12 protein-coding genes are annotated in these 14,082 nt (G+C 38.9%); 5 read left to right on the top strand and 7 right to left on the bottom strand.

The features are described 5' to 3' along the window. The first annotated feature begins 61 nt into the window (after window positions 1–61). Both HC176_RS04785 and HC176_RS04780 read left to right on the top strand, forming a co-directional pair. The gene (locus HC176_RS04785) at window positions 62–559 is read left to right on the top strand and encodes a hypothetical protein (protein WP_167917037.1); all 498 of its coding nucleotides are present in this window, start codon (window positions 62–64) and stop codon (window positions 557–559) included. After that, the gene (locus HC176_RS04780) at window positions 556–1,971 is read left to right on the top strand and encodes a T9SS type A sorting domain-containing protein (RefSeq protein ID WP_167917036.1); all 1,416 of its coding nucleotides are present in this window, start codon (window positions 556–558) and stop codon (window positions 1,969–1,971) included. Before HC176_RS04785 ends, HC176_RS04780 begins: the two co-directional genes overlap by 4 nt. Here the strand turns inward: HC176_RS04780 and HC176_RS04775 are convergent, their stop codons facing one another. The 3 genes from HC176_RS04775 to HC176_RS04765 all read right to left on the bottom strand — a co-directional run bounded on the left by HC176_RS04775 (window position 1,972) and on the right by HC176_RS04765 (window position 4,783). After that, complete coding sequence (locus HC176_RS04775; protein ID WP_209309661.1) at window positions 1,972–2,697, bottom strand: SDR family oxidoreductase; 726 nt, start codon at window positions 2,695–2,697, stop codon at window positions 1,972–1,974. A gap of 84 nt (window positions 2,698–2,781) precedes the next feature. Continuing rightward, window positions 2,782–3,303 (bottom strand): DUF4136 domain-containing protein, encoded by a 522-nt coding sequence (locus HC176_RS04770; RefSeq protein ID WP_167917035.1) that lies wholly within the window; start codon window positions 3,301–3,303, stop codon window positions 2,782–2,784. A gap of 196 nt (window positions 3,304–3,499) precedes the next feature. Further along, a complete protein-coding gene (locus tag HC176_RS04765) occupies window positions 3,500–4,783 on the bottom strand; it encodes a replication-associated recombination protein A (RefSeq protein ID WP_167917034.1) in 1,284 nt (427 codons plus the stop codon). A gap of 189 nt (window positions 4,784–4,972) precedes the next feature. Here HC176_RS04765 and HC176_RS04760 point away from each other — a divergent pair, with 189 nt between their 5' ends. Further along, window positions 4,973–5,704 (top strand): rhomboid family intramembrane serine protease, encoded by a 732-nt coding sequence (locus HC176_RS04760; RefSeq protein WP_167917033.1) that lies wholly within the window; start codon window positions 4,973–4,975, stop codon window positions 5,702–5,704. Here HC176_RS04760 and rlmB read toward each other — a convergent pair. From rlmB to HC176_RS04740, 4 genes are all read right to left on the bottom strand, one after another. After that, a complete protein-coding gene (gene rlmB, locus HC176_RS04755; RefSeq protein WP_167917032.1) occupies window positions 5,701–6,435 on the bottom strand; it encodes a 23S rRNA (guanosine(2251)-2'-O)-methyltransferase RlmB in 735 nt (244 codons plus the stop codon). The two genes, HC176_RS04760 and rlmB, sit on opposite strands and share 4 nt — an antisense overlap. 69 nt (window positions 6,436–6,504) lie before the next feature. Beyond that, window positions 6,505–7,974 carry a SusD/RagB family nutrient-binding outer membrane lipoprotein gene (locus tag HC176_RS04750; RefSeq protein ID WP_167917031.1) on the bottom strand — a complete coding sequence of 490 codons (1,470 nt, stop codon included), beginning with the start codon at window positions 7,972–7,974 and terminating at the stop codon, window positions 6,505–6,507. Between the two features lie 11 nt (window positions 7,975–7,985). Beyond that, the gene (locus HC176_RS04745) at window positions 7,986–11,057 is read right to left on the bottom strand and encodes a SusC/RagA family TonB-linked outer membrane protein (protein ID WP_167917030.1); all 3,072 of its coding nucleotides are present in this window, start codon (window positions 11,055–11,057) and stop codon (window positions 7,986–7,988) included. Window positions 11,058–11,335: 278 nt separating this feature from the next. Beyond that, window positions 11,336–12,946 (bottom strand): POTRA domain-containing protein, encoded by a 1,611-nt coding sequence (locus HC176_RS04740; protein ID WP_245234837.1) that lies wholly within the window; start codon window positions 12,944–12,946, stop codon window positions 11,336–11,338. 258 nt (window positions 12,947–13,204) lie between these two features. Between HC176_RS04740 and rpsL the strand changes: the two genes are divergently transcribed. Together rpsL and rpsG are read left to right on the top strand one after the other, a co-directional pair. After that, window positions 13,205–13,579 carry a 30S ribosomal protein S12 gene (rpsL, locus tag HC176_RS04735; RefSeq protein ID WP_053975748.1) on the top strand — a complete coding sequence of 125 codons (375 nt, stop codon included), beginning with the start codon at window positions 13,205–13,207 and terminating at the stop codon, window positions 13,577–13,579. 21 nt (window positions 13,580–13,600) lie between these two features. Continuing rightward, on the top strand, window positions 13,601–14,077 hold the full coding sequence (rpsG, locus tag HC176_RS04730) for a 30S ribosomal protein S7 (RefSeq protein WP_167917028.1): 477 nt from the start codon (window positions 13,601–13,603) through the stop codon (window positions 14,075–14,077). The last annotated feature ends 5 nt before the right edge of the window (window positions 14,078–14,082 follow it).

The raw sequence follows: 14,082 nt of genomic DNA, 5'->3' as shown, positions 1-14,082 counted from the left end.
GGTGTTTTTCAAACCGATTCAAGGTTTTAATCCTTAATTTTGTGAAAATCTTGAGTCTGTCGTGAAATGCATTCTGCCCCATAGAATTATAAAAACCGTTTCATTTTTCGGTTTGATGGTGTTGATTTGTCTGTCTTGTGCGGGTAGAAAGTATGCGGCCAATGTTTCAGATGGTATTGAAAAAAGCAACAGCATTATTTTTTTAAACTATAAAGTGAAAAAACGTGCTGACGGAAAAATTGAAATTGAGCATCTTAACCATTTGGTTCGTGAAGGCCGTTTGAAAAAGCGATTTGATGGTGCAGGGCAGGAAGGCGACTTAGAGGTGGTTCAATTGGATAAGGACCATAGACTGCTCAGCCGAATGCTCATAAAAAATCCTTTAAGAAAAACTTTGGAATTTGCGGATGAATCAAAGGGACTTCAAACTAAAACACTTAATTTGGATGAAGCAACGTTTTCTGTTAGAATGCAGCTCCACCCAGAAACCAAGCAGATTTCAATAAAACCATTTTCCGAAGACAAAAGTTTAATCCAAACTAAAATCAACCAAGAATGAAACAGTTACTGTGTGGGTTAATTTGCTTTTTAATGGGATGGCATTCATTTTCGCAGGTATTTGATGTGGAGCCCATAAAGATTTCAGGAGATAACGAATACCGCATTAATTTAGTGGTGTTGAGTGAGGGTTATCAAACTTCAGAATTTACAAAGTTTATTACCGATGTTACGGTATTTAGCGATGCCATGTTTAGTCAAAGTCCGTTTAAGGAATACGCCAATTACTTCAATGTTTACGCCATAAAAGTACCTTCGAACGAAAGTGGGGCAGACCACCCTGCCACAGCATCTGATGTGGATGAATCAGGAAGTACGCCAGTGTTTGTAGATACCTATTTTAACGCAACCTTCGATGCTTTTGGTTATCATAGGTATTTGTACTACGGTATTGACTATGCTGCCGCAGCAACGGCCGAAGCTAAAATCCGATCCGTGTTGGCGGATAATTTTCCGAGTTATGACCAGGCTTTAATTCTGGTAAACACCCCAACCTATGGGGGAACGGGTGGTGAGTTCCCAATTGCATCAACTCACGCCAACTCTAGTGAAATAGCCATTCATGAACTTGGGCATTCCATGTTCTATTTAAAAGATGAGTACCTCGTGCCCGATGTGTACTATGCAGAAGCCATAAACATGACCCAAGAATCTAATCCTAATTTAGTAAAATGGAAAAACTGGATGGGTTTAAACAATATTGGGATTTATGCTTACGGAAGCTCTGGTACGCCTGCTGCATGGTACCGACCACACCAATCTTGTAAAATGCGCTATTTGGGTTACCCGTTTTGTTCGGTGTGTAAAGAAGGCATGGTTGAAAAAGTACATGAATTAATTTCTCCCATTGAAGGGTATGCTCCCGTTTCGAGTACGGTTGAAGGCTCTGGTTTCCCGATGGAGTTTCAACTGAATTTAATTGAGACCATTCCAAATACTTTGGAAACGGAATGGACTTTAAATGCAACCCATTTTTCAAATTCCCTTGACGGTGTTGCAGTGGAAGCGGCCGATTTAGTTGAAGGCGAAAACACATTGACTGCCGCGGTGCACGATGGCAGCACCTTCGTAAAAGTTGATAACCACGAAAGTTTGCACATTAATACAGTTACTTGGACCATTAATTATTCTACCTTGGGCATAGAAGAGATTACAAGCACCGAAAACAGTTTAAGTATTTTAATGTATCCCAACCCAGCGAGTGACCTAATTCATTTTAAGTTTGAAAACAGTAATAGCCAAACTTTAAAAATTGATATTATTGGAATGGACGGGAGGGCAATAACATCATTGTCTGTTGAAAATAATGGGCTTCAGCAATTAAACCTCGGAAAACTAAAAACGGGCGTATATATGGCCCGTTTTTATTCCGATAATGTGCTTTTAACTACAAAAAAGATAGTTAAAAATTAATTATTTTTTTGGTGGCATAGTAGGGCGAACCTCAATTTTACTAGGCAAGGTTCTAGGGTTCATCTTTAATAAATCGACCGCCAATTCACCAATATCTTCAATTTGTATTTTCCATTCGTCGTTTTCACCAGGCGTTCGGTTATTAAAATATGTAGATACCGATCCAGGCATAATGGTGCTCACTTTTACGCCGTGGTGTCTTAAATCGAGCATAACGGCTTGGGTAAATCCGGTCAACCCAAATTTACTCGCATTGTAGGCCGAACCGTTGGCGAAAAAGTTAGTGCCCGCTAAACTGGAAATGGTAATGAAATACCCTTTTGATTGTTTTAGAGCTTCTACTGTCGATTTTATGGTGTAAAACACACCAGTAAGGTTTGTATCGATAGTTTCGTGCCATTGTTCAAGGCTTAAATCTTCAATACTGGCGTAGTGTCCCAACCCAGCATTGGCCACGACCACATCCAACTGATTGAAATGGGCGATAACCTTTTTTACGGCATTCTCTTGGCTCTCGAAGTTTCTAACATCGGCTTTTAGGCCAATAGCTTGGGCTTTTGTGGTGTTGTTTTTATTTAATAAATCAGCAGCTTCATTTGCAGCTGATTCACTTCTACTGGTAATGGCTACGTTTATCCCTTCAGCCAAAAATGCTTCCGCGATACCAAAACCTATACCTTTAGATCCTCCTGTTATTAAGGCGACTTTGTTTTTTATCTCGTTCATAATTCTATCGTTTTTGGTAAAACTACAAAATCAATAAAAGACCAAAGCATTAAAAATGTTATGATATTTATAAAATATGGATGCTTACTTGGAGGGCGGATATTCTGAAAGCACTTTTGTAACAACTGCTTTAAAAGTCTCTTCCCTTTTTAATGGGGTTGCTGCAGGATTAAAATCGAACTCGCTAACGGCCTGCCAAAAGAGTTGTTTTTTGTTTTCGTCAACAAAATCGATGGTGAGCTGTTTATTTACATTGCTCTGGCCAACGGGAATTCCAATTGAAATACCACCGCCAACGTTTCGTCCGCTTCCACCTAATCCTACGCCCACCGTACTGCGCTGAGGTTGTTGGTATTCTGCACTTTTTATATCGATAAAAAAGTCGGGGGTTTTGGAAATAGAGAAACCTTTTGCTGCCATTTGGGCGTCGATGGCATCCAAAAGGCGCTTGGTATCCAGTTCGCTCAAACCCGTTTCCATGTCGCCGTAATATTGGTAGGTTTTGTAATTGTTGAATGAAGCTTGCTTGTCGTAATCGTAATTTACCCGAATGGGAGCACAAGCTATAAAAAGAAGGGGTAACAGTATGGAGCTTAGAAGTTTCATAACGACCGTTTTACTGTAAATGTAATCAAAAATTATTCCAATGCTGTTTTTTTAGTTCCGGTTTGCGCTAGGGTCCCGATAGCTATCGGGAGTAATGGAAAGCCCATAGCGAGGAACGAGCGAGGACTTGGAATGAAAAGCCCGACCCCATTTGCTTTGGTCGGGGCCGAAGGGTGGGGTAGCGCCCAAAATGAAATTAATAGTTGTATTTGTCTTTCCAGCGCTGTTTTAAAAACTCGCGGTGCGCATTTTCCCGAGTATTGTTCCCGGGGTCGTAAAGTTTGGTGTTTTTTATTTCGTCGGGCAGAAATTCCTGATTGGCAAAGTTGTTTTCGTAATTGTGGGCATATTTGTAGTTATCGCCGTAACCGAGTTCTTTCATGAGTTTGGTTGGTGCGTTGCGAATCTCTAACGGAACGCTTAAGTCGCCTGTTTGTTTTACCAGTTGTTGGGCTTTGCCAATGGCTTGGTAGGCGGCATTGCTTTTGGGCGAACAAGCCAAATAGGTGGTGCACTGGCTCAGAATAATGCGCGATTCGGGGTAGCCAATGGTAGTTACGGTTTGGAAGGTGTTGTTGGCAATAACCAGGGCCGTGGGGTTGGCGTTGCCGATATCTTCGCTGGCCGAAATAAGTAAGCGACGGGCAATAAATTTTACGTCTTCGCCGCCCTCTATCATTCGGGCCAACCAATAAACGGCGCCATTGGGGTCGCTGCCGCGAATGGATTTTATAAACGCAGAAACGATGTCGTAGTGCTGTTCGCCGGTTTTATCGTAACGTACCGTGTTGTTTTGCACGCGTTGCAATACGGCGTCATCAGTAATTACAATAGGTTCGGTGTTGAACGCATTGACTATGAGTTCAAAAAGGTTGAGCAGTTTGCGACCATCGCCACCAGAGAGCCTTAAAAGGGCATCGGTTTCTTTAAGTTCGATGTGTTTCTTGCTGAGGAATTCGTCCTTTTCAATGGCACGTTTCAATAAAGTCACTAAGTCGGTTTTGTTAAAGGCATTGAGAATGTATACCTGACAGCGCGACAGTAATGCCGAAATAACCTCAAAACTTGGGTTTTCGGTGGTGGCGCCAATAAGGGTTACCCAACCCTTTTCAACCGCTTGCAAAAGTGAATCTTGTTGCGATTTACTAAACCGGTGTATTTCATCAATAAAAAGAATTGGGTTTTTTGTGGTGAAGAGGCCGCCGTTTTTTTTAGCCTTATCAATCACGTCCCGAACGTCCTTTACTCCCGAATTTATGGCGCTCAAAGTATAAAATGGTCGCCCCGATTCAGTGGCAATAATATTGGCCAAAGTGGTTTTTCCTGTTCCGGGAGGACCCCAAAAAATCATTGAAGGCACTAAACCTTGCTTTATGTGCTGCGTTAACGAGCCATTAGGCCCCACCAGATGGTTTTGGCTTACGTATTCATCTAAGGTTTTTGGCCGTAATCGTTCTGCTAAAGGTTCGTTTGCATTCATAAATGTAAAATTAAATCAAATTTTTAATGTTTTGGGCGTGCCCCCGAAAAAATCGGGGTCGGGCTTTGCGTTGCAATCTTTTTGATCGTGCCTCACAAAAAGGATTTTCTTTACAATCCCTCACGCAGGCAGCCCTGCCAATTTAGCATCATCTTAAAAGTTGGTTAGTAATTTGCTATATTTATTTCAATGAAAACACAAGACCATTTTAAATTTTCAACAGGGGTAGTGGCCTATCCCATTTTTTTTGTGCTTGTTATTTGGTTGGTGTTTTGGTTTGAGGTACGGTTTGGGTATAACTTTAGTAAGTATGGAGTTTACCCGCAAACTTTTAAAGGGCTTCGGGGTGTGGTGCTCAGTCCGTTTATTCATGGCAGCATACAGCATATTTATCATAACACCATACCGTTGTTTGTGCTCTCGGCGGCGCTGTTTTATTTCTACCGCAGTATAGCTTGGAAGGTTATCATTTTTGGTATTTTACTTTCGGGCCTTTTTACTTGGTTTTTTGGGCGGCCGTCATATCATATCGGTGCTAGTGGTCTTATTTATGTTTTGGTGAGTTTTACCTTTTTTAAAGGTGTTTTTGCCAAGCATTTTCGGCTTGTTGCTTTATCGTTGTTAGTCGTGTTTCTTTACGGAAGCATGATTTGGTACACTATGCCCATTGAGGAAGGCATTTCGTGGGAAGGTCATTTGGGAGGGTTAATTACGGGATTCCTTTTCGCAATAGTTTTTAGAAAGCAAATTGCTAAGCCCAAAAAGTATGACTGGGAAGAAGATACTTTTAATGAAGACGATGATCCGTTTTTAAAGCATTTTGATGAAGACGGCAATTTTATAGAACTGAAAGAAGAGCCGGAAGAAGACGAGTCAACCCAAGTGAATTATATTTTTAAAAAAAGTGGACAGGACGATTAGCGTCTTTGCCTAACCGCTTCGTATAAAAAGGCGCCACAGGCCACCGATACGTTCAACGATTCAATATCGCCCAATAAAGGCAGTTTGGCTTTGGCATCTACAACCTTTAAAATAGATGGGTTGATGCCACGACCTTCAGACCCCATAATAATGGCGCTTGGTTCGGTAAAGGAAATATCAAATAGCGAATCGTTTGTTTTTTCGGTTGCAGCAATCACTTTAATTCCTGATGCTTGCATGTAAAATACAGCATCTTTTATGTGGTCTACCTTACAAATAGGAACTTTAAATACAGCCCCTGCACTGGTTTTAATGGTGTCGCCATTAATGGGTGCTGCTCCTTTTTTCTGGATAATGATACCATCTACTCCTGTGCATTCGGCAGTTCGGATAATAGCTCCGAAGTTGCGTACGTCGCTAAGCTGGTCCAGTAAAAGGAATAACGGTGTTTTTCCGGATTCGGTCACTTGAATTACTAATTCTTCCAAATTATAAAATGCAATAGGCGATATTTGGGCCACTGCACCTTGATGGTTGCCTTTGGTAAGTTTGTTCAATTTCTCAATTGGAACGTAAGACCTATTTAAAGAGGATTTGTTAACTAACGATTCCAGTTCGCTAAATAAGTCGCCTTTCAAGCCTTTCTGAAGGAAAACCTTATCAATGGTTTTACCTGAGTTAATGGCTTCAATAATGGCGCGAATCCCGAAAATTTGAGTTTGGTTTTCCATGGGGTAAAGGTATAAAAAAACCACCTCTTGAAGAGATGGTTTATTGCATTGTATGTAAAAAGGTTTTAATTATAAATCAAACCATAATTTATCGAATAATTTGTCACTGCCATCAGGAGCATTGGAATTTGAAGTAAGTTCTCCTGAAGGATAGGTGTACCTTCGGAACAAGCCACCTGCGGGTGCGCCTGGAGGCAATTGTAAATCTGGTACTTCATTACCTTCAGTACCGGATCTACGCCAGTTTATCCACCCTTCAAGTGTTCTGTCTTGAAAGTCAATCCACTGTTGAACATGTATTTCATATTCTGCATCTGAAGCACTTAGTCCATCGATTTGAGGTAAATCGTTGTCAACATAGTTATTGGCATCCGCTTCAGAAATAGAATGATAGACTAGAGATTGTTTAACGCCATCTTTGTACAAAGTGTTAGCCATACTTAAATCGCTAGAAACGCCAATTCCGCGAGTGTAAATTTCAGCTCTTAAAAGCTGGATTTCTGATGAGCTCAAAATTAAATCAGGGGCGTCCACTTTCCAAAGGTTATCAACACTTATTGGAGAAGACAAAAGTTCTCCATCGTTGTCTATTTGGGCTTCTGTAGCAGTATCAACAGGTATAAAGTCACCATTATCGTTGGCATCAAAGTATATTGGAATTCTAGGGTCATTGCGATCGTCCATAAAGGTGAAGCCTATGGTGTTGGCAAAAACCCATGGGTTTACACCGCCTGCATATTGCTTGAATATTTTATTTTTAGGATTTTCGGCATTAGTTTCATCATAAAAGTCTATTTTAAAATTGTCAGAAGAAGAAGTGATTAGGTTAGAAGAGTTTACTAAAGAGCCTATTTCGCTAGCCTTGCTAGGGTCTTTGTCAACCATCACCATTAGAATCTTAAGCTTCAGTGAATTTCCAAATTTTATCCATTTATTCATATCTCCTTTATAGTAAGGATCGTTGCTAGATATTTTCAAAATAGAGGAAGGGTCTATTTGATTTAATGCCTCGTCAATCATGGCTAATAAATCGTTTAAAACCTGTTCTTGGGGGTCGAAAACTGGATTAGGAAATTCTCCAGCCTGCCATGCCTCTCTATAGGGTATGTCTCCATAAATCATCGTGTTCTCGAACATCACATTTGCGAGTACAAGTTTGCATTGTGCGGCGCCATTGTTATTTGTTGGTGATGAGGCTTCTGCCTGATCAATAGCGATTTTCAAATTATTACCAGCACTAACAAAATAACCGCTCCATACATTTCCAATTGAGAAAGGACTAATATCATAACGGTCATCAGCGTAACCCCAACCAGCATTTCCACCTGTTGAAAAGGCTTGGTTTGCCCAACCTACTGGTAAAAATAAATCTCCACCAGTTCTGGTTCCTGTCCAAGCGTAAGATGCATACCCCATCAAATAATCTGGGTCGATTGAAGTGGCTACGTTTGGGTCTTGATTTACCCTTAATAAATCTTCATTACTACACGAATATGTGAGAATGAAAACGCATATATATATATAATTTTTAAGTTTCATCTTTTTCATTTTTAAAATGTTAAATTAACGTTGAATCCTACTGATTTAACAGAAGGTACACTAGAGAACTCTACAGTTGCAGCCGGTCCTCCAGTACCAAAAAAGTTTACCTCTGGATCAATGTGAGGAACATGGTCATCAATTATCCAAAGGTTTCTTGCTTCCACACCAAACCTTAAACTAGACAAACCTGTTCTTTCTATTAATTTAGACGGAACATTGTAGAAAAAGTTAACTTCTCGTAATTTGATGTATGAAGCATCAAAAATGTTGCCCTCTGTATTGGATGTAGCACTCTGATGACCCCAATATTCTTCCATATTTTGAACGGGAGTGGTATTTTCTACATACGTAACATTGCCACCATTGTCGGTAACTTCATTAACACCTGTATCTATGAAGGTTTCCCCTCTATTAGCTAGTGTTTCTGCTACTAAACCAGATCCTCTTAAAACAGCTGTCGTCCCGGAGTATAGAGTTCCACCTTGTTTGACATCAATTAGGAATCCGAATCCAAAGTTTTTAATTCTAAATGAATTGTTGATTCCCATAGTCCAATCTGGAGCTACATTTCCTAGCCTTTTGGCTGTTTCAACTTCTTTTAAACCAGTGGAGGCATTAATGATATAATCTCCATCTTCATTTTTTTTGAATCTAGTTCCGTAGAGACCAAATTCTTGACCGGGAGACGCTTTTATTGTTAAACCAGACCATCCGCTTTGTAATTGAAATTCATCTACACCTTCAACCAAACTAGTAACTTTTTGAGTGTTTTGGTTAAACACAACGCCTAAGTCCCAACTGAAATTGGTCTCCATATTTTTAAATGGAGAAATATTCACGTCCAATTCAATACCAGTATTGTTAACAACACCAGCATTTAGTGTTTTTCTAAAGAAACCAGTACTTAAAGGAACATCTATATTGATAAGTTGGTCGGAAGTGTCTGAGTTGTAATAGGTAAAGCCAATATCCAAAATGTTTTGGAATAACCTTAGGTCTAGACCGACTTCATATTCTTTCTTTCTTTGAGGTTTAAGGTTAGCGTTAGGTAGTGTTCTTGGGGCTTCAAAACCTATTATCCCTCCTTGAGGAAGAGTGTTGCTCAAGCTAAATTGCACATAATAATCTGGAGATGGTTCAAAACCAAATAAGAGGCTATAGGGATCGGCATCAGAACCAACTTCAGCGTAACCAGCACGGATTTTACCGAAAGAAAGAATGTTGTTGCTTCCAAAATACTCGCTGAATACAATGGCACCATTCACTGACGGGTAGAAATAAGAATTGTTGTTCTCAGGAAGAGTGGAACTCCAATCGTTTCTCGCTGTAAGGTTGAGAAAATATGTATTTTGATAATCAAGGTTAATATCTGTATATACACCATATAACTTTCTTTTGCTTCTAAAATCAGTTCCCGTTAATTTTTCCGCATTACCTAATGCATATAATCCAGGCACAGTTAAGTTGTCTCCCGTTAATGTAGTAATGGAAAGCCCTTCCGAATTACTTTTGCTATAACTTAAATAAAAGTCATTGTTGATTATTTGGTTATAGTAATCCCAATTTGTAAAACTACCATTTAATGTTCCTAAACTACCATTAGCGTAAACTTTTTGTCTATTCTCATTATAGTAGTCTGTACCCAATCTATTGACAATTTTCAAATCATCGGTTAGTGCGTATTCAAGTTCTGCACTAGCGATAAGCCTTTCAACGTCTATAGAGAAGGGATTTTTATTAATAACCCAATAAGGGTTATTGGTTCTTTCTGTTAGAGGTATTTGATTGCCGGCAGCGTCAACGTAGTTGTTCTGTAAATCAGCAAATGATACCGTTCTGGACATTCCAAGTACATTGTCAATTATAACGTTTCCGTCATTAGAACCTTGTTGAGTTCTGCCTGTTGATCTAGAATTTATATAATTAACGTTTGCTCTAGCTGAAAAATTTTCAGTAAAATTTCTTCCAGCGTTTAATGAGAAGTTATTTCTTATATAATCACTACCGATAACGATACCTTCTACATTGGTGTTGTTGTATGATAGTCTGTAGTCAGATTTTTCATCACCTCCGGATAAAGCAACAGTGTTAATCATTGTTATACCAGTATTGAAAAAGTCTTCAACATTATCAGGCTTTGCTGTTAGTGTTACTTGATCCCCTTTGAAATCTTCAAAAGTTTGGCCAGATACATCAGATATTTTTGGACCCCAACCGTTAATACGGTCTTTATCATAAGTTCCAGCCGTACCTTGAGCGTATTCATTTTGGTAATTCGGTAACTTTAGAGGAGAATCAAACCTGAGGGAAGAATTTACTTCTACTTTTAGCCCTTTGCTACCCTTTTTTGTTGTGATTATTATAGCACCGTTTTTGGCTCTAGCTCCATAAAGTGCACTCGCAGCTGCACCTTTAAGAACAGAAACACTTTCAATATCATCAGGATTTATATCGCCAGCTCTGTTACCGCCATCTACACCACCTGTTATACCATCTTGATTTAAAGATTGATTGCTAATTGGCATACCGTCAATTACAAAAATAGGCTGGTTGTCTCCAGACAACGATGTTGCCCCTCTAATAATTATAGAGGCACTACCTCCAGGTGTTCCAGATTGTTGTGTAATTTTTAATCCAGATACTTTTCCTGCTAATGCGTCTACTGGGCTAGCGCTTCGAGCTCTAGTTAAGCTCTCAGAGTCTACTTCACCAACAGATACACCAAGCCCTCGTTCCTTTTTCGAAATGCCCAATGCTGTTACTACAACTTCTTCTAAAGCAGCTGCATCTTCAGCCATAGTGACGTTAATCGTGTTTGATGCCCCAACAGTTTTCTCCTGAGTAGCATACCCCACAAAGCTAAATACCAAGGTTGCACCTTGAGAAGCTTTTATTGAGTAATTACCATCAAAATCCGAAGATGTACCGGTTGTAGTACCTTTAATTAAGACAGTTGCTCCAGGGAGTGGTAGGCCAGAGCCATCCAAAACTGTACCTGAAATTGTCTTTTCTTGTGCGAAAGTTAATTGCACAACAAACGCTAGTAATAGCGTTAGAATTCCACTAAACTTTGTTTTCATTTTGTAATTATTTGAATTAGTCAATGTCAAAAATCTTAAAATAAAGTTAATTAAACAATAATTTCCCGTTAAAATTTAGTGTACAGAATGAAAAAGATTGTTGTTTTTGCAGTGAAAATGGAGAATTGGAAGATATAATTTAAAATATTTTTAGGTTTGATATGAATTCTATTGTTTGGAAATCATTTAGTTATGCATGCATAATTTTTGGTTCTTTCGGGTTTATGGGGTGTTTTGTTTTTGTTTTAAAAAAATAATAGAAGTGTTAACTGTTTGTGTTAGAAATATGCGGTTAAGCTCAGGTGTACTTTAGAGTCGGAGAGTTTAAAGTTGGAATTTTCATTTTTGCCATTAGCATAATTCAGTTTAAATAAGCCAGCTTTGGTGAGTAGCCCGAAGCCGAAGCCAAATCCAAAAAGTTTTTGTTGTACGGAGGTGATTTTGTTGTCAAAATAGGCTGCATCGAAAATAGTGTGTATGTAAACGGTGTTGGCCAATTGGTAGCGGTACTCGGTGTTGATTATGCCGAACAATGATGCAAAAAGGCTGTTTTCTTCAAAGCCTCTAATTGAATTGATGCCGCCAAAACGAAACAGCTCGTTTTTAAAATAATTGTCCGATTGTAGATAAGATCCGGTCGTTCTTAGGTATATGGAATTTTTAGCGTTTAGGTTGAAAATATTCGAGGCATTCAGGGTTAGCAGTGTTTGTTTTTCGGAATCTGATTCCGTTTTTCTTTTGCCCGTTCCTATTTCAATGTTGAAATGTGATTTTACAGGAAACAATAAGTTGGATGCTTGTAGGTTGTTGTATTGGTGCGAAATGGTGAAAAAGTTGGAGTTGTAGTCTCGAAGGGTTAATGAGGTGGTGGATTGTAAATAACTGGATTCTGATGAAGTTATTCCCAGGGCAATGCGGTGCTTGGGGTTTATTTGGTAATTTATTTTAGCGGTTTGGTTGGTGGTGGTGAATGATGAATCTTTTTTAAAAATGCGTAATGCTAATTCTATTCCGATGGGGGAATTAAAAATATAGGGCATCGTAATGTTGCTTTCAAATGTTTTTTGGTCGTTTTCGTCGCTTTTGTATAATAATCTAAAGGACTCACCAAAATTTAAATTGTTGGTTAGGTTCAGGTTTAGGTAGCCGTCAAATTCTAATTTATTGCTGTCTTCATTGGTGCCAAAACCCAAAAACCCATCAAAGGCATTGCTGTTGGTTTTTTTGGTGTATACATATAATATGGTCGAGTCTTTCGAAAATAATACTTCGGGGGACTTGAGTTGTTCAGCGAAATTCAAGTTGGCAAGTTGTTCGGTTTTTCTTTTTATTGTGGACAAGTAGAACACCTGTCCGGGTTTGATTTTTAAATAGTGCTTTAAAAAACTTCTCGGGAATTTTTCGTAGCCTCTTATTGTAATATCGTCAATAGTACGGGGTTTTTGGTTAGAGTCGACTACAAGTTGGGCATGTAGTGTGCGGTTGTTTTTTACCTCGATTTCCGAAAGTCTCAATTTTGAAAATGGAAGTCCCTTTTCTGAAATGTCCTGGTTGATGCCGCCTAGGATGGCTTCGATTTGGTGGAAGGGGATTTCAAAATAATCGTTTGTTATGCGTTTGGAAAAAGACTTAAGCATTGATGGAGCCAAGGTTGTATTGTCGTAATAGATTTGGATGCTGTTGAATTTCCTTTTTAATGCAATTTTTACTGAAAATGTAGAGTCGTTTACTTTTTTAATAGGGTAAGCTTCATTTTCAATATAGCCCAGTTTATAAAGTGTTTGCTGTGTGGTGTTTACTTCGGCAGTTAAAGACTTAAAATCGATATGCCGTTTTTGGTAATTAAGGGAATCTACTGTCTTGGTTTCGTCGCTGTTTGCACCTTTCATGTTAAGCCATAAATTTTGTCCGAAACTCTTCGGAGAAAAAATAATATATATAAAAAGGAGTAAAAAGGTGAACTTTTTCACGAAATACAAGACGTGTTTTTAATGTAAATCTAAGGGAAAATTTTACCGATTGATATAGTGAATGTTATTATTTTTAAATTCAACTGAAAATTAATGATTTAGGATTTGAATTATTCATTTTAATTTCTACCTTTGCAGCCCTCTAAATAGAGGTTAATAAAATTTATATTAAAATTTATGCCAACAATTTCGCAATTAGTAAGAAAAGGAAGAGCCAAAATAACCAAGAAGAGTAAATCGGCTGCTTTGGATTCTTGTCCGCAAAGACGTGGTGTATGTACTCGTGTTTACACAACAACCCCTAAAAAACCTAACTCAGCAATGCGTAAGGTAGCAAGGGTGCGTTTAACAAACGGAAACGAGGTTAACGCATACATTGGCGGTGAAGGACATAATTTACAAGAGCACTCGATAGTATTGGTTAGAGGTGGAAGGGTAAAAGATTTACCAGGTGTTAGATATCACATTGTGCGTGGCGCGCTTGATACCGCAGGTGTTAACGGCCGTACGCAACGTCGATCTAAGTATGGTGCTAAACGCCCTAAAAAGTAATTAAAACTTTAAGAAGAAGACATGAGAAAAAGAGCAGCAAAAAAGAGACCGCTTTTACCGGATCCACGTTTTAACGATCAGTTAGTGACGCGTTTCGTTAACATGATGATGTGGGATGGTAAAAAGTCTGTAGCTTTTAAAGTATTCTACGATGCTATTGATATTGTAGATTCAAAGAAAACTGACGAAGAAAAAACAGCTTTAGAGCTTTGGAAAGATGCCCTTTCTAATGTGATGCCTCACGTAGAAGTGCGTAGTCGTCGTGTTGGAGGTGCAACATTCCAAATCCCGATGCAAATTCGTCCAGATAGAAAAGTTTCAACAGCCATGAAGTGGTTGATTGGTTATGCTAGAAAACGTAACGAAAAATCTATGGCGTTGCGTTTGGCTTCAGAGATTTTAGCAGCGGCTAAAGAAGAAGGAGCAGCAGTTAAGAAACGTGTAGATACTCATAAAATGGCAGAAGCCAATAAAGCATTCTCACACTTTAGATTCTAATAAAA

This window comes from Tamlana crocina, assembly GCF_012037625.1.
The sequence above is the reverse complement of the archived record's forward strand: the minus strand, read 5'-3'. Positions and strand labels throughout refer to the sequence as shown.

Bases quoted from the DNA above. Each gene is read 5' to 3' on its own strand.
- HC176_RS04750 (WP_167917031.1), bottom strand. From the start codon at position 7,974: ATGAAACTTAAAAATTATATATATATATGCGTTTTCATTCTCACATAT.
- rpsG (WP_167917028.1), top strand. From the start codon at position 13,601: ATGAGAAAAAGAGCAGCAAAAAAGAGACCGCTTTTACCGGATCCACGT.
- HC176_RS04775 (WP_209309661.1), bottom strand. From the start codon at position 2,697: ATGAACGAGATAAAAAACAAAGTCGCCTTAATAACAGGAGGATCTAAA.
- HC176_RS04745 (WP_167917030.1), bottom strand. From the start codon at position 11,057: ATGAAAACAAAGTTTAGTGGAATTCTAACGCTATTACTAGCGTTTGTT.
- HC176_RS04780 (WP_167917036.1), top strand. From the start codon at position 556: ATGAAACAGTTACTGTGTGGGTTAATTTGCTTTTTAATGGGATGGCAT.
- HC176_RS04765 (WP_167917034.1), bottom strand. From the start codon at position 4,783: ATGAATGCAAACGAACCTTTAGCAGAACGATTACGGCCAAAAACCTTA.
- rlmB (WP_167917032.1), bottom strand. From the start codon at position 6,435: ATGGAAAACCAAACTCAAATTTTCGGGATTCGCGCCATTATTGAAGCC.
- HC176_RS04760 (WP_167917033.1), top strand. From the start codon at position 4,973: ATGAAAACACAAGACCATTTTAAATTTTCAACAGGGGTAGTGGCCTAT.
- rpsL (WP_053975748.1), top strand. From the start codon at position 13,205: ATGCCAACAATTTCGCAATTAGTAAGAAAAGGAAGAGCCAAAATAACC.
- HC176_RS04740 (WP_245234837.1), bottom strand. From the start codon at position 12,946: ATGAAAGGTGCAAACAGCGACGAAACCAAGACAGTAGATTCCCTTAAT.
- HC176_RS04770 (WP_167917035.1), bottom strand. From the start codon at position 3,303: ATGAAACTTCTAAGCTCCATACTGTTACCCCTTCTTTTTATAGCTTGT.